This is a genomic window from Spirillospora sp. NPDC048824 (genome assembly GCF_043198455.1).
In the GTDB taxonomy this organism is placed as follows: Bacteria; Actinomycetota; Actinomycetes; order Streptosporangiales; family Streptosporangiaceae; genus Spirillospora.
Window position 1 is genome coordinate 1 of the sequence record NZ_JBICUS010000030.1, and the last position, 16489, is coordinate 16489.

Genomic DNA, 16489 nt, shown 5'->3' on the forward strand with positions numbered 1-16489 from the left:
AGCCTGCCAGCCCTGGAAACCAGCGCCGCACAGCGCTGACCAGCGGCGACTCGCCGGCGATCACAGCCGTGTGTCTACGAACTGCGGAACGCGGGTGGCACCGACCGTCCCAATCGTGACCGTCTCTGCTGCCGGCTGGCTGGTGACCTCGGGAGACTCGATGAGCTTCGAAGGCGGGCTGGTCGAGCCATGGGCATGGGCACTGGTCGCCTTCAGCCTGGCCGCTCAGGGCGTGTTCCTGCTGACCGCCTTCGCGCTATACGCGCGGGAACGCTGGAGCCGCGTTCTGGGCGCAAGCATTCAGGTAGAGCCGTCAGTCGCGCAGAGAAGCGTTGCTCTCATGGCCGCACTTGCCGCGCTGGCCGTCGCCGCCGTCGGCGTCAGGTGGGCGATCGGCGACGGCGGAGGCTTCGGCCGATACGAAGAGGGGCGCGTCCTCGCAGGCCGTACCGGCTCAGCCAGCGAGGCGGCAGCCGCCATTCTGGCCGCGCTGGGCGGCTTGTCCCTGGCGTTCCCCAGACTCGCCCAGCGGCTCCCGATCCCGGTCTGGCTGACGGTGGCAGCCACTTGGACGGGATCAGGCTCACTCTTCGCCTACGGCCTGTTCCGAACCGTCGTCGTAACCGCCGGAGCAGACATGTCAGAGATCATCACCCCGCCGAACCGGTCCGTCCAGCTGGCCGGGCCGGCCAGCGGCCTCGCCCTGGCAGCGTGCTCAGTCACCCTCACACGAGCGGCCCGACGAGATCGGCGGTCGGTATCACATACAGCGTGAAACGTTCACGCCACCACGCAGCCCCCCCACGAAGTGAGGCTGGAGTATTAGGTCTGCAAATCCACCACTACGTTCCACCTTTCCTGTGGTGGCTTTCTGTTGATGGGACACACTGATGGACGCGGGGACGTGGGAAAGGCCGTGGAGGTGCGCGTCGGCCCGCTGGGCCCCTACGGCCACGGGTTCGCGGGCTCGGTGCACGTGTACGCCGGTGCCTTGCGCGCGAAACCGGCTCAGTTGTGCCGCTGATCTGCCCGGTCACCGGGAACTAGTCTTCGGGGTGTGGACATGACGGCCGGCTGACGGAGGTGGCTCGTGCGGGCAGGTGAGGTGGCGATCGAGGACCTGGAGGCTCTGCGCGTCCCGCTGACCGGCTTCTGCTACCGGCTCCTCGGCTCCGCCGCCGACACGGACGACGCGGTTCAGGAGACCCTGATCCGGGCGTCGTCCAGGCTGGACCGGTACGACCCGGGCAGAGCACGGCTGAGCACATGGGTCCATCGGATCGCCACCAATGTCTGCATCGACATGCTCCGGGCGGCGAAGCGGCGGGCCCTGGTCATGGACGTGGGGTCGGCGGCCGACCAGGGCCCGGACCTCGGTGCGCCGCTTCCGGCAGAGGTGTGGGTGGAGCCGATGCCCGACTCGCGTCTGCTGGAGCGCCGGGACGCCGGTGACGTGGTCGTGGGACGGGAGTCGGTGCGGCTGGCGTTCATCGCGGCGCTTCAGCACCTCGCTCCTCGTCAGCGGGCCGTCCTGGTGCTGCGGGACGTCCTGGTGTTCACCGCCCAGGAGACCGCCGAGATCCTCGGGACCACGGTGCCCGCGGTGAACAGCGCGCTGCAGCGCGCACGGGCATCATTGGAGGCCGACCGGCCCGACCCCTTCGACCTCTACGACCCCGAGGACGCCGGGCAGCGTGATCTGCTGCGCCGGTACGTGACCGCCTTCGAGGCCCACGACATCGCCGGGCTGACCGCGGTGATGCGCGAGGACGCGGTGGCTTCGATGCCGCCGTTCCAGTGGCGGCTGGTGGGCGCACAGAAGATCGCTGCGCTCGCCGGGGCCAGCGACTCCTGCGCGGGCGCCCGACTGGTCCCATGCCGCATCAACGGCGCCTCGGGGTTCGGGCAGTACCGGCCCGGCGACGACGGCGTCCTGCGCCCGTTCGCTCTCGTTTCGGTCGACATACGGGACGAGCGGATCAGCCGGATGGTGACGTTCCTCGGTACCCAGCACCGATTCGCCGAGTTCGGCCTCCCGGAGTCCCTCCGAGGTGCGGAGCACGTCACCGCGTGACCGATGAGTTCTCGCCCGACGCGTCGTACAAGTCGGTGAACACCCTGACGACGCGAAAGGACCAGCTCGATGGAAACGACCTCGGCCCACCTGACCAGCGAAACCCGGGCAGAGCGGGAGCGGCTCGCCGGCCTGCTCGGTGACCTCACGCCGGAGCAGTGGAACACGCCGTCCCTGTGCGACGGCTGGCGGACCCGTGAGGTGGTCGCCCACATGACGATGCCGTTCCGGACCAGGGCGATCGGGGTGATGGCGGGTCTGGTCCGGGCCGGGTTCTCGTTCAACCGGTATGCCGACCGGGATGCCCGGTCGGCGGCGCAGGCGACGAGCGAGAGCGATCTGCTCGACCTCCTCCGGCGCAACATCGACCACCCCTGGCAGCCACCCGGCGGCGGGCAGGCGGGCGCCCTCAGCCACGACGTCATCCACGGCCTCGACTTCACCGAGCCGCTCGGCCTTCCCCCGGCACCGGCCGAGCGGCTCGCGCTGGTCCTGGCGTCGACCAGGCCCCGGCAGCTGAAGTACTTCGGGGTCGACCTCGGCGGGAGGAGACTGGCCGCCACCGACTCCGACGCGGTCGTCGGCGAGGGATCCACCGTCGTGGAGATGACGTCCAAGGACATCCTCCTCGTGGTCACCGGACGGCGTCCCGTCGAGGGATGATCACGCGATCACGTCGCGGATGGGGCGCTGGGAGCGCTGGAGGTGAGGGCGGGGGCGGCGACGCGGCGGCCGGCTAGTTGCCGACCGGCTTGCCGTCCTTGTCGATGCGGGTGTGGCCGAGGGGCTCCACGTTCGGGCGGTTGGTCAGTGGCTGGTCGTAGAGCAGCACGTTGATTCCCAGCCCGGCCGTGTACTCGACGTAGGAGTTGGTCGTCGCGTCGATGCCGAAGTAGCGGTCGCAGTCGCCCTGTCCGTAGTACACGCCGTCGACGGCCGGTGCCTTGCGCACGACACCGGCGTCACTTGTGCCGCTGACCTGCTCCGGGGGTGTGAGGCTGACGCAGTAGGGCACCGGGAGTCCCTTGAACACGTAGTAGCCGAGCAGGTCGCCGTCGCCGTTCTGCAGGTAGACGTAGCTCAGTTTGCCGGGCTTGTTCCAGGTTTCGATCCAGAAGTTGGCCGTGTTCCGGGTCGGTGAGTAGTTCATGGTCTTGCTCGGCTGTTGCGCCACGAGCCGCGTGTACCCGCCCAGGGTCCGATCCTGCTCCTCATCGCCGGCGTCCTCGGTGCAACCGGCAAGGGTGATCAGGGCCACGCCCGCCATGGCCAGCAGGACCAGGAAACGCCTCAGGTCCGAGCGGGTGATGGTGAACTCGACGTGCATGATGTCTCCTCGGTGCTCAGACTGAGCCGGTACGGCAGCCCCGAACTCCGGAACCGCCCTTCGGTGTGCTTCTTCGCGGCATCCGCGTTGTACTGGTTGATGTTCTCGGCGCGGTTGTTCTGCAACGCCGTGATCGACGCGTTGATCTGCAGAACGCGCTGATCGGTGGGCTTCGGTTCCGATTTCAGCTCGCGCCGCAGGTTCCTTATCGACGCCTCGTCGGACTGAACCTGGGCACAGAGGTCAAAGAAATGGTCGTACGCGGCGATCCGGTAGTCCCCGCTTCCCTCGATCCGTTCCCGCTGCTCGGCCGCGCCGCGCCACGGCGCCGTGGCGCTGGAGAAGAAACCCCAGCCGAACACGTACATGATGCTGAGGATGAGGACGACGACGATCGCCGCGACACCCACCTTGAGGACGATTCCACTGTGGCGGATCACGTCTTTCAGGGTGTGATCGAAATCGTCGTCGGGCATGCGCGGTACCTTCCTTCGCCGTCAGAGCCGAGAGGTCGACCCGCAGAAACCCGAGCCGCAGCCGAACACTTGCCGGGTAGGACCACAAGGCGGATGGGGGCCGCCGGCCCTGCCGCATTCCGTCAGCTCGCGAATAATCAATGCTGTGCGGGAGGAGAGCAAATTCGTCCGATCATTCTTCTGCAGGCTCGGTGAATCACGATAGTCGGAGAATGCCCGGTGTGTCGAAGCCCGCAAGAACACGGCGCCGAACCGCATCCCGTGCTCTGGAGTCGTCCCCCATGGTCGTCCCGGCGATTGCGCTGGTCACATCACATCGGTCATGATCGGAACCAGATCCCAGGTTTACGGGTCGAAGAGGGATCGCCGGAGGTTCGGCGAGCTCGATGCCGTGACCGCCCTGGATGTTCCCGCCGCTCTCACCGACCGGGCAGCGGCTCGCCGCGCGGCTCGTCCCCGACCCCGGGCCCCGGGCTGACAACAGGAAGTGACCGAGACACGTGACCGAATCAATGGTGTTCGACGCCGCCGTCGAGGTGGGCATCGCCGCGTTCTGCGCCGGCGCCGAGCCGCCGGGTGACGACGAGGTGTGGGGCCGGCTCACCGGGGCCGGGGTCGAGCCGTGGCTGGCCGAGAGGCTGCTGATCTTCCTGCCGATGGCGTTCACGCGGCGGCTGCTGCCGGACGTCGCGTTCCCGGACGCGGTGGTGGCTCCGGGGGGACGAGTGAGCCTGCCGGCCGAGGCGGTGTTCGTGGCCGCGCTGGCACGCGCCCAGCAGGCGGGCCGCGGCGAGATCGAACGGGTGGCGCTGCGCAGCAGCGAGATCAAGGCGATCAACAATGCGCTGTCCGCCGGGTCGGAGCTGTCGGATCTGGAGCTCGGCGAGACCGCGCTGGCCCGGGACCTGGAGCCGGTCGAGCCGGGCGACGGCGGCGTCCCCTCGCCGCGGGCCGTGTTCGAGGGCCTCCTGCGGGGGCACCACGTGCTGCTCGACGGCGAGGCGAAGGCCGATGCGAAGTTGTTCGTCCACCCCGCTCCGGCGGGCATGGTGATGGCCCAGGTCGACTTCGCCGTGTCGCACCCGGCGCTGGCCACGCCATGGCTGGTGGAGAGCTTCGCCGGGCACGGCACCACCTGGCGCGAGGCGATCGGCGGGGCGCTCCGCAAGTTCGAGCGCGGCTCCCTGCATCCGATCGTCGACGGCCTGCTGCGTCCCGGTGCCGCTTCCGACCAGGTGGTGCGGGAGCGATACGAACACCCCGGCGGCGCGTTCGAGCTGGTCCTGGGTGCTCAGCTCACCATGTTCACCGACCGGGCGGTGCCGTCCGCCGGGCCGCTGCTCGACCGGCTGCTGGACGAGCTGCGCTCGGTTCCGCTCACCCGGAGGGTGCACGGGCTGCGCCTGTTCACCGCCTACCACGACGGCCGGCTGCAGACCAATGAGGTGCTCCTGGACGGCGAGCCGTGGCCCGGTGGTGAGGCCGTGGTCGCGGACAGTCCGGCGCCTCTGCCCCATGGGAGGGTGGCGGTGCGGCTCTTCTCCCTCCTCGTGCCTGCCGACGGCGTCCAGTACTCCAGTGGTAAGTCGTGATCTGTAATGGCCCGGAGCGCGCTCCGTGTAAGCAGCCTCGTGTAAGCAGCCTCGTGTCAGCAGCCATCATCGATATCGATGACCGCGATCCTGTCCGGTCCGACCAGAACCAGGCAAGCCCCGTCGCCGGTGAGCTCCAGCGGAAGCCCTTTGCCATAGGCGAGCCGTGGTGGACCGTCGGGGGTGCCGGTGACCTCGGCCCGGATGGTGTTGAGCAGATCCTTCAGCAGCCAGTGGACGAAATGGTCACCGGGATCCTCCATCGAGGGTGAGCCACCCGCACCCATCCCCGTTCCCCAAGCGAGCTCGATCAACGCGCGCTCAGAATCGGCCAGGGCGGCCTCCAGTTCGTCAAGGGACCATCGCAAGAGAAGGCCGTCGTCGTCCTCCTCCTCGGGAGTTTCGGCGAAGTCCCAGCCGATGCCCGGTGGCGGCGCGGCTCGCAGCGCGGCGTCAGCGGCATCGAGATCGACGGAGACCGGCAGGTCATGCGCCATGAAGGTCACCTCGAACGTGACCTGGTTGTTGTTGTTGATGTAGAGCAACTCACTGAGCAACGTAGTGAGGCACGCGATGCGCGATTCCGCGTCGCCCTGATCAGGAGGCGTCGCCCCAGCGGGTGCCACGGACAGGCGGCCGGTGTCGCCTCTCCAGGTTCGCACCATCAGGTGAACCTCGTCTTCCAGCGGCGAGCCGCCGGGCTCGGCTGCGACCTGTATCCGCAGCAGGTCCTCGTTGTCCTCGACCAGCATCCCGGCCACGAACGCGGCGACCGCCCGTGTCCGGCGGTCCAGCGGACCGGCGGCGGCCTCCAGAACGGGAACCAGGAATGCCAGGGCCTGCTCCGCGCCCGCGTCCGGGAATCCCGCCGCAGCGCGGTGGGCGCCGAACATCTCGTCCGCGTCCTCGATCTCGAACCGTTGGACGGCCACCGGACGGCGTTCCGCCCGGCCGGCGAATCCTGCGTACTGGGCCACCTGCGCCAGTGACGGCGGCTGCTCCTCCCAGTCCACGTCGAGCGCGCGCGGCGCCTCGCCGTGGACGAGAGACACCCGGACACCGGGCAGCCAACGCTCGAGCAACTTCACTCCGGCCGCCAGCGGATCGTTCATCACCATTGCTCCTCCCGCATTGCCACGTTTGTTGTGGGCGGCATTCCAGTGGCCGCACCGTGCTCCAAAAACCGTGCTCCAAAAACTGCTCGCCGCTCGACATGAGCATGCCCGAGAATAGCGAGATGTTCGACATGAGCAAGATCGACGCGCTGAACTCGGCGACGAAGTATCCCTCGATCCTCACCTACCATGCCCTCGGGGAGCGTGGGGCACTGACCGAGGAGCTGACGACCTTCGACGGCTTCGACGGCATGGCGTATCTGACGGAGAAGATCGACGGCACGAACGGCCGGATCGTCCTGCTCCCCGGCTCGGCCGACTACTTCATCGGCTCCCGCGAGGAACTGCTGTACGCCCGGGGTGACCGCGTCGGAAACCCGGCCCTGGGCATCGTGGAGGCGCTCAGGCCGCTGGCGGAGCGCCTTGCGCAAAGCCACCACTCCGATTTCCACCGGCCGATCGTCACGCTGTACCTGGAGGTCTACGGCGGCAAGATCGGCGGCCAGGCCAAGCAGTACAGCGCGAAAGGCGCCGTGGGGTATCGGCTGTTCGACCTCACCTCGGCCGATATGGACGTCCTGGGCTGGGAGCGCAGCCGCATTTCCTCGTGGCGTGACGGCGGCGGGCAGGAATTCCTCGATGTGGATGCCCTGCGGAGCCTGGCGGAGGGCTTGGACATTCCGCCGGTGCCGTACCTGAGCGTCGTCAGCGGCGGGGAACTGCCGAAGGACGTGGAGGGCATGTCGGCCTTCCTGACCGCCCACCTCTCTGAGTCCCGGGCAGGCCTGGACGAGACGGCGGGCCGTCGGCCGGAGGGCCTGGTGCTGCGCAGCCTCGACCGGTCAAGGATCGCCAAGGCGCGCTTCCAGGACTACGAGCGGACCCTGAAACGCCGCCGGCAGCGGCGGTGAGGGACGCGTGTCACCCGACACGGTAGGACGGCAGACCTACGGGACGTGCCCTGACCCAGTGGTCCGGGCGGGAACGGTCAGACGGTATCCCGTTCCATCGAGGTGATCCCGGCGACGACGACGCGGAACGGGTCGCCTGCCGCGGAAGGCCGATCGGTCTCCAGTTCGCAGGTCAGGCACAGCGCCAGCAGCCGGATCGCGGTGACCTTGTCGGGCGTGAGCGGCTTCGTCCCGGTGAACACCGGGATGGCGATGTGTTCGAGGCGTCCCGCGGCCTGGCCCGCCCATGCGCTCGGGGCCGTGTCGCCGAGCGCCCGGCACCCGTGGCGGAGGTCGGCGGCGAGGTCGCCGGTGGCCGCCCGGCTGCCGCGGACCATCGCGGTGCTCGCCTCGTCGTGCAGGACGCCGGCGACCCGGCGGCGCCAGGCGCGTTCGGGCTCCCGGCTGAACAGGTAGTGGCGGGCCTGGTAGTATGGGCCCCGTTCGAAGACACGGTCGAGGGCCCGATCCAGCAGCAGCGATCCGGCCTCGCCCCTGCCCAGGTCGCCGGGCAGCCCGCGTAGGGCCTCGCCGGCGTGGTCCTGCTTCTCCTGCCACCGCCTCCCCATCTCAGCGGCCCGCTGCTTGTCGAGGCTGTCGGGGTCGGTGGCCAGGTGGTAGTCCGCGTATGCGTCCCTTTCGCTTCTGATGGCCGTGCTCAGCCGGTCGGCTCCGGTGATCGCGGTGGTGAGGTCGTGGTCGACGTCGTGGTCGGGGACCAGGGCGCGGGCCAGGTTCCGTGTGGTCGTCCCCGCCGCCCGGAGTTCCTCCCGGCAGTCGGCGGCCATGTCCTGCGCCACCCAGAGAGAATGGTCGCCGCGCCGGTGGCGGATGTTCCAGATCGCGCGGATCACCAGCAGCCGCGCGAGCAGCGGCGCCACCCGGTCGACGTCTCCGGCGATGTGACGGGCGAGCGTCCTGCGGTCGATCGCACTCGGTCGATCCATGAGGAGCTCCCGTCCGCCGGGCGAACCGCGCTTTCCGGAAAAGCCTAACGGACGATGCTCAGCCGACCGGGAAGCCGGCACCTGGGGCGGCGTAGTCGATGGGGCCCTCGAAGCGGGTCGAGGCGGCGGCCACTGCCTGCCGGGGCGTGAGGGAGCGCCCGACGTGTGTGACGATCAGCCGTCCCGCCCGGGCCGCGCGGGCGGTGTCGCCGGCGTCCTCCGGCGTGTGGTGGACCTGCACTTCGGCGTCCGAGGCGTGCGCGCTGTCCGCCTCGCACAGCAGCACGTCGCATCCCTCGGCCATGCTCGTCAGCGCGGGGCAGGGGCCCGTGTCCCCGGAGTACACCAGCGAGCGGCCCGCGGCCTCGACGCGCAGGCCGAAGGCCGGGATGCCGTGTGACACCGCCCGGCTGGTCAGCGTGAGCGCGCCGGCCCGCACTTGATGCCCGTCGTGCAGTTCCTCGATGTCGAAGGCGGATTCGACCGGGCTGCGGGTCGAGGTGTTGGTGAGGAAGTGCGCGAGCCGGTCGGCGATGCCCGGAGGGCCGTACAGGGGAATCGGGGCGGCGAGCCGGATGTCGGCGTAGAGCGCGCCGTAGTAGGCGGTGAGGAGGTCCGCGCTGTGATCGGCGTGCAGGTGCGAGATCCAGATCGCGTCCAGCTCGTCCAGCCGGACGTGGCGTTGCAGCTCGGCCAGCGTCCCGGTGCCCGCGTCCACCCACACCCGGGTGCCCGCGCCGGTCACCAGGTAGCCGGAACAAGGGTTGTCCGCGCTCGGGTACGGCGTGGCGGAGCCCAGAACCGTGATGCTGAGAGGCTCGCTGGTCATCCGCGAAGTCTAGAACGCTGAACATCAGGTGTTGATCCGCCGGCCATGGCCACCCGCGCTGCGGGGCGGCCGGAGACGCGGCGCGGGCGGCGATGGCGGCGCCGGGCGGCGACGTTCCGCGGAGACGGAAGGGATGGAAGGCCGATCGGGAGGATCTGGAGTACTGGGCGGCGATTCGCGAGGAGTTCGGGAGCGTCATCTCCGCGGGACGCAGGCCCTGACCGGCCCGGCTCACCGGGCTCCGCGGCCGTTCATAACCGTGGTGCTCACCCCGGTTCGCGGAGTCAGAAGCCGAAGGCGCTGAGCAGGGCCGCGATCAGCATGGCCGTCCCGAGCACGGACACCGCCGAACCGGCGGCGACCTTGAAGCGGAGGACCTTGGCCAGGTCGGCCTTCTCCGCGGGGGCGGCCGGGTCGTAGAAGACGGGGACCTCCTGCCCCGGGCGCGGCAGTCCCGGGATGCGCGAGAAGCTGACGGCCTCGACGGAACGGCCTTCCGCGGTCGTGAACTGGAAGACGGCCGTGATCTTCCGCGGGGTGACGTCCGTCGGGCCCCGCCTCCGGTACTCGACGACGAGGCCGGTCGCCGGCGTGCCCCGCCGGGTCAGACGCCACCAGTCGCGTACCAGCACATAGCCCAGGGCCAGCAGGATCCCGCCGCAGACGATGGCGGGGACGAAAGTGGACATGCTCCCCCTTCGGCAGGTCGACGTCATCGACCAGGTTCCGCAGGCACCCGTCAAGGCTTCGCGAACGTCAGCCGAGTATGCCGGACGATGCGATCCGGCAGCCGCTGCGGGGGCAGACGAAGCCCGAGTCGGTCTTCACGCGGGTGGTGATGCCCGGTCCACCCGGCCGGCGGATCGAGATCTTCGCCGACGAGTTGTTCGTCATCTGCGAGGACGCCCCGCCCGACGTCGTCCGGAGCGAAAACGTCGGGCAGTCCGGGCGGCCCTCGTCCCCTATCCGGGGCGGGAGCCGGCGCGTGGGGGCGGCGTTGGTCAGAGCCAGCCGAGATCGGTGGGCTGGGGGAAGCCGCGGCGCCAGATGCCGTACGCGGCCAGGGCGATCAGCGCGGGCGCGAAGGCGGGGATGAGGACGCGGCCGAGGTGGTGCCGGGTGCGCAGGCCCCAGGCGGTGAAGACGGCGGCGACGATGAGGCCCATGACGGCTGTGCCGCCTTCGAGGGAGTTGGTGGTCCAGGTGAGGGCGACCGCCAGGGCGGGGACGAGCGCGAGGTGCGCAGGCGGGGCGGGGCGTGCCGCGAGGGTGCGGGCCAGTGCGGCGACGACCACGGCGGTTCCCGCGTACCAGAGGTAGTGGCCGACGACTTCGTCCCACAGGTGGACGACGGCGATGCCGGGGGTGTCGTTGCCGACGGAGTTGGCGGCGAGGTGGATGCCGTGTCCTTCGACGTAGGTGATGGCGCCGACGAGGTAGACGGCCCAGCTGCGGCGGTCGGCCCGCCCGGTGTGGAGGGCGGCCGCGGCGGTGAGCAGGACGGCGTAGGGGACGAGGATGTCGATCCAGTCGGCCCAGCGGGTGTCGCCGATGGTGCCGAGCCCGGCGAGGCCGAAGCCGAGGTGATGGGTGAGGCCGTAGACGAGGGCGCAGGCGGCGAGCCAGCGCTCGGGGTGTCGGTCGCGTGCGGTGGATGCGGTGGGTGCGGTTGGTGCGGCCGGTGCTGACGCCATGCCCCTCCCCGGTTCGGCGGGTGCCCATCATGGCGCAAACAGGGCCGTGCGGGGGCGGTTCGGAGCCGGGGCTCTTCGGTTCCGGGGCTCTTCGGCGGGAGGCCGCGCCGGGTGGAGTTCCCGGCGCGGCCTCCCTGGGTGATTCGGCGGTCAGCAGAGGCCGCGTGGTTTGGAGGTCTTGCAGCGGTTGTGATCGAAGCGGTTGGTCCTGCTGCCGCTCTTGTCGACCAGGTCGTACGGCGCGTTGCCGCGGACGTGGTTGGCCTTGATCAGGTTGTGCTCGGCGGGCCGCCTCTTCGGCGGGACGCCGCGCTGGAGGACGATGCCGCCGGAGTAGCGCAGGTCGCCCCGGTTCCGCTTGACCTTGTTCTTCGCGATCGTGTTGTGGTCGCCGCCGAAGAGCAGGATGCCGGTGCCGTTGAGCGCGGGGACCGGGCCGTACGCCTTGCAGTCGCGGTTGTTCTTCGAGACGTTGTTCTTCCAGATCGCGTTGTTGCCCTGCCCGCCCTTCTGGCCGTCGTCGACCAGCGCGATTCCGGTGCAGTTCCGGACGAAGTCGTTGCCCCAGACCTTGACGTGGCGGGCGTGCCGGATGAGCAGGCCCAGCGCGTTGCCGGAGGCGTGGTTCTCGGCGACCACGGTCCCGTGCGCGTCGGCGATGTCCCCGACATAGAGGCCCGCGTGTTCACCGGAGTGCTCAACCCAGTTGTGCACGAAACGGCCGCGGGTGGAGTTGAACTCCGCGATGCCGTACTCGCCGTTCTTCTTGGCCAGGACGTACTCCACCGTCAGCTTGTCGGTGTGGAGTCCGAGCACGCCGGTCTCCTTGAACTTCCAGACGCTGAGCTTCTTGACCGTCACGTTCCTGACCGGGTGCCCGGCGCGGCCGACCACGCAGATTCCCATTCCGGGCTGCTCGACCTTCGCGCAGTGGTCCCTGCGGCCGGGCCGCAGGACGGTCTTGTTGCCCACGCCGCGGATCGTCAGCGGCTTGCGGACGAGGACACCCCCGTCATAGCGGCCCGCCTTGAGCTGGATGATGTCACCGCGCTTGGCCTTGTTGACGGCCTTCTGGATCGAATGCCCCGGCTTCACCACGTGAATCCGGGCGTCCGCCGACGCCTGGCCGGCCGGCACGAGCGCCGCGAACGCGACGACCGTGCCGAGCGAGACCACAAGAGTCCGCCTCATCCCTTTTCCCCCGTTTCTTTGCTCCGACTCGGGACCGCCCGCCGCCTTTCGCGGCCGGGCAATTCCTCGATCATCTTGGACCGGCCAGGTAATGCCGCCGGTGCCGGAAGCGTAAAGCCCGGGGAATCACGCTCGATTTTGCCGTCCCTTTCGCAAGCCCAGACGGCTTCGGGGGAAGCCGCCGGACAACGGGCGATTAGGGCTGAGCGTCCGCGCGGAAGCGCGAGCGTTCCCCCGAGGGGAAAAGGGCCGCCGGCCGGCGACGCCGCGGCCATTATGAACGACTCGGCGCGCGGGCGGGCGTGGCCCGAAGACCCGGGCCGGCCGGTCAGGTCGCCTTGGGACGGGGTGACAGGGCCGACAGGACGACGCCGCCCAGGCCCTTCACGGACGCGGCCATGAACGTGGTCCAGTCGAAGTAGTCGCGCCAGAGGGTGATGCGGTCGTCGAGCACCTTGAAGGTGCCGCACACCCAGAACTCGGCACGCCAGGCGCCGGCTTCCAGGACGTCGGTGCGCTCGGTCAGGACCACGGGGCCGTTGGAGGCGATGTTGTGGACGCGGGCTTCGAAGCCGGTGCCGTAGCGGGACATGGCGCGGAGCGTCTTCTCGACGGCGGGCAGGCCGCGAGCCGGCGGGAGCGGGACGTTCTGGTAGACCATCTCGGGCGCGGCGTAGGTGAGGGCACGGTCGATGTCGAGGTCTTCGAGGGCGGAGAGGAAGTCGGTGACGATCCGGGTCTCGCTCATGGCGGTCCTCCAAGTTCGGTGGCACCACCGTAGTTCAGGGATGCGGGACAATCGGGGACGAGCCGCCGCGCGGGAGGCCCTCGTGGACGGCATGCACGCCGCCCTGCTGTGCAGCGCGGTGTTCGCCGCGCTGGTCGCGGTGTTCGCGCTCATCACGCTCCGCGACGTCCCCACGGTGAGCCCCGAGGCCGAGGAGCCCGATCTGGTCACGGTCGCCTGACATGTCCCGATGTGGATAAACTGATATCACTTTGCTAGGTTGGTGATAACGCTAGACGAGGAGAACCGAACATGGCCGACGAGGCGACGAAGGTGGACATGCCGCGCCCGAAGATCACCGAGCGGGCGGCCCGGGACCGCGGCGGGTGGGCGATGCTGGGGCTCGCCGTCGTCCTGGTGCTGGTGGGCGCGGCCGCGGTGCTCGCCGGAGTCGCGGTGGGCGGGACCGCCGCCCTGGCGGCGGGCATCGCGGCGGGATCGCTGCTCGCGGTGGCCGGCCTGGTCGCCGCCGCCGGCCTGACGCCCGTGGCCCCCAACGAGGCCCGGGTCCTGCTGCTGCTCGGACGGTACAAGGGGACGGTCCGCACCGACGGGCTGCGGTGGGTGAACCCGCTGACGACCCGGGAGCGCGTGTCGACGCGGATCCGCAACCACGAGACGGGGCTGGCCAAGGTCAACGACCTGGACGGCAACCCGATCGAGATCTCGGCCGTGGTGGTGTGGCAGGTCGCCGACACCGCGCGGGCCGTGTTCGAGGTCGACGACTTCGTGGAGTTCGTGGCGTTCCAGACCGAGGCGGCCGTCCGGCACATCGCGGGCAGCTTCCCCTACGACGACGCCGACCGGACCTCGCTGCGCGACAACGCCGACGAGATCACCGCGCAGCTGTCGGCCGAGCTGGCCGAGCGGGTCGCGTCCGCCGGGGTGGAGATCATCGAGTCGCGGATCACCGGGCTGGCGTACGCCCCGGAGATCGCGCAGGCGATGCTGCGCCGCCAGCAGGCCGGCGCGGTCGTCGCTGCGCGGCAGCGGATCGTGGAGGGCGCGGTCGGCATGGTGCAGCTCGCGCTGGAGCGGCTCGACGATCAGAACGTGATCGAGCTGGACGAGGAGCGCAAGGCCACGATGGTCAGCAACCTGCTGGTCGTGCTGTGCGCCGACCGCGACGCCCAGCCGGTGGTGAACACCGGCAGCCTCTACCAGTGACCCCCTTACCAGTGACTGAGCGCAAGAAGATCCTGCTGCGGCTCGACCCGGCGGTGCACGAGGCGCTGGCCCGGTGGGCCGGGGACGAGCTGCGCAGCACCAACGCCCAGATCGAGTTCCTGCTGAGGCGGGCGCTCGCCGACGCGGGCCGGATGCCCGGGTCGGCCCGCGCGATGCGCGGGCGCGGCCGCCCCCGCGGTGCCGCCGAGGACGAGGAAGACCCGCCGCCCGGCGGGGGCGAGGACTAGTCATGGTCAGTGTTCCGGAATCGCTGCCGGCACGGATGTATCTGCTGGCGTACGACCTGAAGAAGCACAGGATGAGCAAGGGCGGCCCGCAGCTCGGCTACGTGCTGCGGGCGGCCGCCCTCACCGAGCTGTACCTCGACGGGCGGCTCGGCGAGGAGCGGCGCAAGCCCGTCCCGGGCACGCCGGGCGAGGATCCGTACGGGGTCCTGGCGCAGATCGCCGGGTCGCGGCCCAGGTCGTGGCAGCACTGGGTGCACAAGGACGGCAAGGCCATGGTGGTGAAGGTACGGGACGAGCTGGTCCGCGACGGGTGGATCCGCGTGCGGCCCCGCCGGAGGCTGGGCCTGTTCCCGGGCCAGGAGGTCACCGTCAAGGATCCCCGCGTGGTGAAGTCGCTGTGGGGCGGGGCGTCGTCGGCGCTGCGGGGGCGTCCGGTGGCCCACGTGAACAGCTACGACGCGGCGGCGGTCGCGCTGGCGGCGGCGGGCGGGCTGAAGACCGTCCTGCCGGGGGCGGACCGGCGGCGACACAGGCGGCGGATCGAGGAGCTGACGGCCCGGACGGGACCGGCGGCGACGGCGGTCCGCAAGGTGATCCGCCAGCAGAACGCGGCCGCCGCCGCGGGCTGAGCCGCCCGCCGGCCGGCTACTCGTAGACGAGCTCGACCGGGACGTTGCCCCGCGTGGCGTTCGAGTACGGGCAGACCTGGTGGGCGCGTTCCACCAGGTCGCGTCCGTTCTCCAGGTCGTCGGGCAGCTCGATCCGCAGCACGACGGTGAGGCCGAACCCGTTCTCGACGTCACCGCCGATGCCGACCTCGGCGGTGACGGAGACGTCCCGGACGTCCTGCTTGGTCGTGCGGGCGACGGCGCCGAGGGCGCTGGCGAAGCAGGCGGCGTACCCGGCGGCGAACAGCTGCTCGGGGTTGGTGCCGGCGCCGCCGCCACCTCCCATCTCGGTGGGGACGGCGAGGGCCAGGTCGAGACGGCCGTCGGAGCTGACGGCCTTGCCGTCGCGCCCGTTGGCGGTGGCGACGGCGGTGTAGTGAACGTCCACCCGTTCCTCCTTTTGATTGCGTACAACTTAGTTTTACACAACCAATGTAGTGGCAGGAGGGTCCCCGCGCATCCCCGGGGGCACCGGACATCCGTCGCCGATGTTTGAGAGTGCCCGAAAGGGCACGCTTCACCTGGACGGAACGTGGACGGAGACGACGTGGAGATCAGCCTCGACCTCCTGCTCCCCCGTGACGCGGCGAGCGTCCCGGCGACGAGGAGGCTGCTGGACGCGGCCCTGACCGCCCTCGGGGTGGAGGACCAGATCCGCAGCGACATCGAGGTGATGCTGACCGAGGCGTGCACCAACGTGATCAGGCACGCCGAGCACGGGGCCGACTACACGGTGCGGGCCATCATCCAGGACCGCCACTGCATGATCAAAGTGATCGACTCGGGGACGGGCTTCGACGCCGAGCGGATTCCGCGACCCGATCCCGGGGCGGAACAGGGCCGCGGACTGCTGATCATGAGGGCGCTGGCCGACGACGTACGGTTCCGCACTTTCCTCCAGGATGGGGCGCTCGTCGCCCTGGAGAAGAACCTGCAGTACGGGGAGGACAGCCTCGGCGGGCTGCTCACCGCCGGAAGCGGGGTTCCGCTCATGACCGACGCCGACCCGGAGAGAAAAGAGTTCGCGACCCGCCTGTTCGAGATGGCGCGCGGCGGCGAGACGGCGGAGCTCGCCGGCCACGTCGACGCGGGGGTGCCGCCGAACCTGTCCGACGACAAGGGCGACACGCTGCTCATGGTCGCCGCCCACCACGGCCACCCCGGCACCGTCCGGGCCCTCGCGGCCCGCGGCGCCGACCCGGAGCGCGCCAACGACCGGGGCCAGCGGCCGCTCACCGGGGCGGTGTTCAAGAAGGAGTCGGAGGTGGTGCGGGCCCTGCTGGACGCGGGCGCCGACCCGCGGGCGGGATCCCCGTCCGCCGTCGACACCGCGCGGATGTTCGGCCGCACCGAGTTCCTCGCCTGGTTCGACGAGGACGTCCCCCCGCCCGCCTGACGGCCGTACCCCGCCGCGCCGCCGGGGC

General features: G+C 70.3%; 21 protein-coding genes. 10 read left to right on the forward strand and 11 right to left on the reverse strand.

Annotated features, from left to right (window positions below; all coding sequences use genetic code 11):
• Positions 1-115: 115 nt before the first annotated feature.
• From ACGFIS_RS35180 to ACGFIS_RS35190, 3 genes are all read left to right on the forward strand, one after another.
• Positions 116-775: a hypothetical protein gene (locus ACGFIS_RS35180; RefSeq protein WP_392973796.1), complete on the forward strand. Its 660-nt coding sequence runs from the start codon at positions 116-118 to the stop codon at positions 773-775.
• 315 nt (positions 776-1090) lie between these two features.
• On the forward strand, positions 1091-2074 hold the full coding sequence (locus tag ACGFIS_RS35185; RefSeq protein WP_392973797.1) for an RNA polymerase subunit sigma-70: 984 nt from the start codon (positions 1091-1093) through the stop codon (positions 2072-2074).
• Positions 2075-2143: 69 nt separating this feature from the next.
• On the forward strand, positions 2144-2737 hold the full coding sequence (locus tag ACGFIS_RS35190) for a maleylpyruvate isomerase family mycothiol-dependent enzyme (RefSeq protein WP_392973798.1): 594 nt from the start codon (positions 2144-2146) through the stop codon (positions 2735-2737).
• Between the two features lie 73 nt (positions 2738-2810).
• On the opposite strand, the gene ACGFIS_RS35195 is transcribed toward ACGFIS_RS35190, so the two are convergent.
• A complete protein-coding gene (locus ACGFIS_RS35195; protein WP_392897992.1) occupies positions 2811-3401 on the reverse strand; it encodes a hypothetical protein in 591 nt (196 codons plus the stop codon).
• Positions 3365-3877, reverse strand: coding sequence for a hypothetical protein (locus ACGFIS_RS35200; protein ID WP_392973799.1), 513 nt, complete (start codon positions 3875-3877; stop codon positions 3365-3367). The genes ACGFIS_RS35195 and ACGFIS_RS35200 overlap by 37 nt, the downstream gene beginning before the upstream one ends.
• Positions 3878-4377: 500 nt before the next feature.
• Between ACGFIS_RS35200 and ACGFIS_RS35205 the strand changes: the two genes are divergently transcribed.
• Positions 4378-5469 (forward strand): DUF6348 family protein, encoded by a 1092-nt coding sequence (locus tag ACGFIS_RS35205; protein WP_392973800.1) that lies wholly within the window; start codon positions 4378-4380, stop codon positions 5467-5469.
• 56 nt (positions 5470-5525) lie between these two features.
• On the opposite strand, the gene ACGFIS_RS35210 is transcribed toward ACGFIS_RS35205, so the two are convergent.
• Positions 5526-6581 carry a hypothetical protein gene (locus tag ACGFIS_RS35210; RefSeq protein ID WP_392973801.1) on the reverse strand — a complete coding sequence of 352 codons (1056 nt, stop codon included), beginning with the start codon at positions 6579-6581 and terminating at the stop codon, positions 5526-5528.
• A gap of 125 nt (positions 6582-6706) precedes the next feature.
• Here ACGFIS_RS35210 and ACGFIS_RS35215 point away from each other — a divergent pair, with 125 nt between their 5' ends.
• The gene (locus ACGFIS_RS35215) at positions 6707-7495 is read left to right on the forward strand and encodes an RNA ligase family protein (RefSeq protein ID WP_392898002.1); all 789 of its coding nucleotides are present in this window, start codon (positions 6707-6709) and stop codon (positions 7493-7495) included.
• Positions 7496-7572: 77 nt separating this feature from the next.
• Here ACGFIS_RS35215 and ACGFIS_RS35220 read toward each other — a convergent pair whose 3' ends face one another.
• The 7 genes from ACGFIS_RS35220 to ACGFIS_RS35250 all read right to left on the reverse strand — a co-directional run bounded on the left by ACGFIS_RS35220 (position 7573) and on the right by ACGFIS_RS35250 (position 12943).
• Positions 7573-8481 (reverse strand): hypothetical protein, encoded by a 909-nt coding sequence (locus ACGFIS_RS35220; RefSeq protein WP_392898005.1) that lies wholly within the window; start codon positions 8479-8481, stop codon positions 7573-7575.
• Positions 8482-8539: 58 nt separating this feature from the next.
• Positions 8540-9310 (reverse strand): MBL fold metallo-hydrolase, encoded by a 771-nt coding sequence (locus ACGFIS_RS35225; RefSeq protein WP_392898008.1) that lies wholly within the window; start codon positions 9308-9310, stop codon positions 8540-8542.
• Positions 9311-9594: 284 nt separating this feature from the next.
• Entirely contained in the window at positions 9595-9999 is a 405-nt protein-coding gene (locus ACGFIS_RS35230) for a DUF3592 domain-containing protein (protein WP_392898011.1), read from the reverse strand.
• 67 nt (positions 10000-10066) lie between these two features.
• Positions 10067-10204 (reverse strand): hypothetical protein, encoded by a 138-nt coding sequence (locus ACGFIS_RS35235; protein ID WP_392898014.1) that lies wholly within the window; start codon positions 10202-10204, stop codon positions 10067-10069.
• Positions 10205-10311: 107 nt separating this feature from the next.
• Positions 10312-11004: a hypothetical protein gene (locus tag ACGFIS_RS35240; RefSeq protein WP_392973802.1), complete on the reverse strand. Its 693-nt coding sequence runs from the start codon at positions 11002-11004 to the stop codon at positions 10312-10314.
• A 150-nt stretch (positions 11005-11154) separates the two neighbouring features.
• On the reverse strand, positions 11155-12195 hold the full coding sequence (locus tag ACGFIS_RS35245) for a nitrous oxide reductase family maturation protein NosD (RefSeq protein ID WP_392973803.1): 1041 nt from the start codon (positions 12193-12195) through the stop codon (positions 11155-11157).
• 328 nt (positions 12196-12523) lie between these two features.
• Complete coding sequence (locus ACGFIS_RS35250; protein ID WP_392973804.1) at positions 12524-12943, reverse strand: limonene-1,2-epoxide hydrolase family protein; 420 nt, start codon at positions 12941-12943, stop codon at positions 12524-12526.
• A gap of 40 nt (positions 12944-12983) precedes the next feature.
• On the opposite strand from ACGFIS_RS35250, the gene ACGFIS_RS35255 reads away from it, so the two are divergent.
• The 4 genes from ACGFIS_RS35255 (at position 12984) to ACGFIS_RS35270 (ending at position 15026) form a co-directional block, all read left to right on the forward strand.
• The gene (locus tag ACGFIS_RS35255) at positions 12984-13163 is read left to right on the forward strand and encodes a hypothetical protein (RefSeq protein WP_392898023.1); all 180 of its coding nucleotides are present in this window, start codon (positions 12984-12986) and stop codon (positions 13161-13163) included.
• 71 nt (positions 13164-13234) lie between these two features.
• Positions 13235-14149: an SPFH domain-containing protein gene (locus tag ACGFIS_RS35260; RefSeq protein ID WP_392898025.1), complete on the forward strand. Its 915-nt coding sequence runs from the start codon at positions 13235-13237 to the stop codon at positions 14147-14149.
• Positions 14150-14160: 11 nt separating this feature from the next.
• Positions 14161-14397 carry a hypothetical protein gene (locus ACGFIS_RS35265; RefSeq protein WP_392898028.1) on the forward strand — a complete coding sequence of 79 codons (237 nt, stop codon included), beginning with the start codon at positions 14161-14163 and terminating at the stop codon, positions 14395-14397.
• 2 nt (positions 14398-14399) lie between these two features.
• Positions 14400-15026, forward strand: coding sequence for a GPP34 family phosphoprotein (locus tag ACGFIS_RS35270; RefSeq protein ID WP_392973805.1), 627 nt, complete (start codon positions 14400-14402; stop codon positions 15024-15026).
• 16 nt (positions 15027-15042) lie between these two features.
• Here ACGFIS_RS35270 and ACGFIS_RS35275 read toward each other — a convergent pair whose 3' ends face one another.
• Positions 15043-15453 (reverse strand): organic hydroperoxide resistance protein, encoded by a 411-nt coding sequence (locus ACGFIS_RS35275; RefSeq protein ID WP_392973806.1) that lies wholly within the window; start codon positions 15451-15453, stop codon positions 15043-15045.
• A gap of 144 nt (positions 15454-15597) precedes the next feature.
• Here ACGFIS_RS35275 and ACGFIS_RS35280 point away from each other — a divergent pair, with 144 nt between their 5' ends.
• A complete protein-coding gene (locus tag ACGFIS_RS35280; RefSeq protein ID WP_392973807.1) occupies positions 15598-16461 on the forward strand; it encodes an ATP-binding protein in 864 nt (287 codons plus the stop codon).
• The last annotated feature ends 28 nt before the right edge of the window (positions 16462-16489 follow it).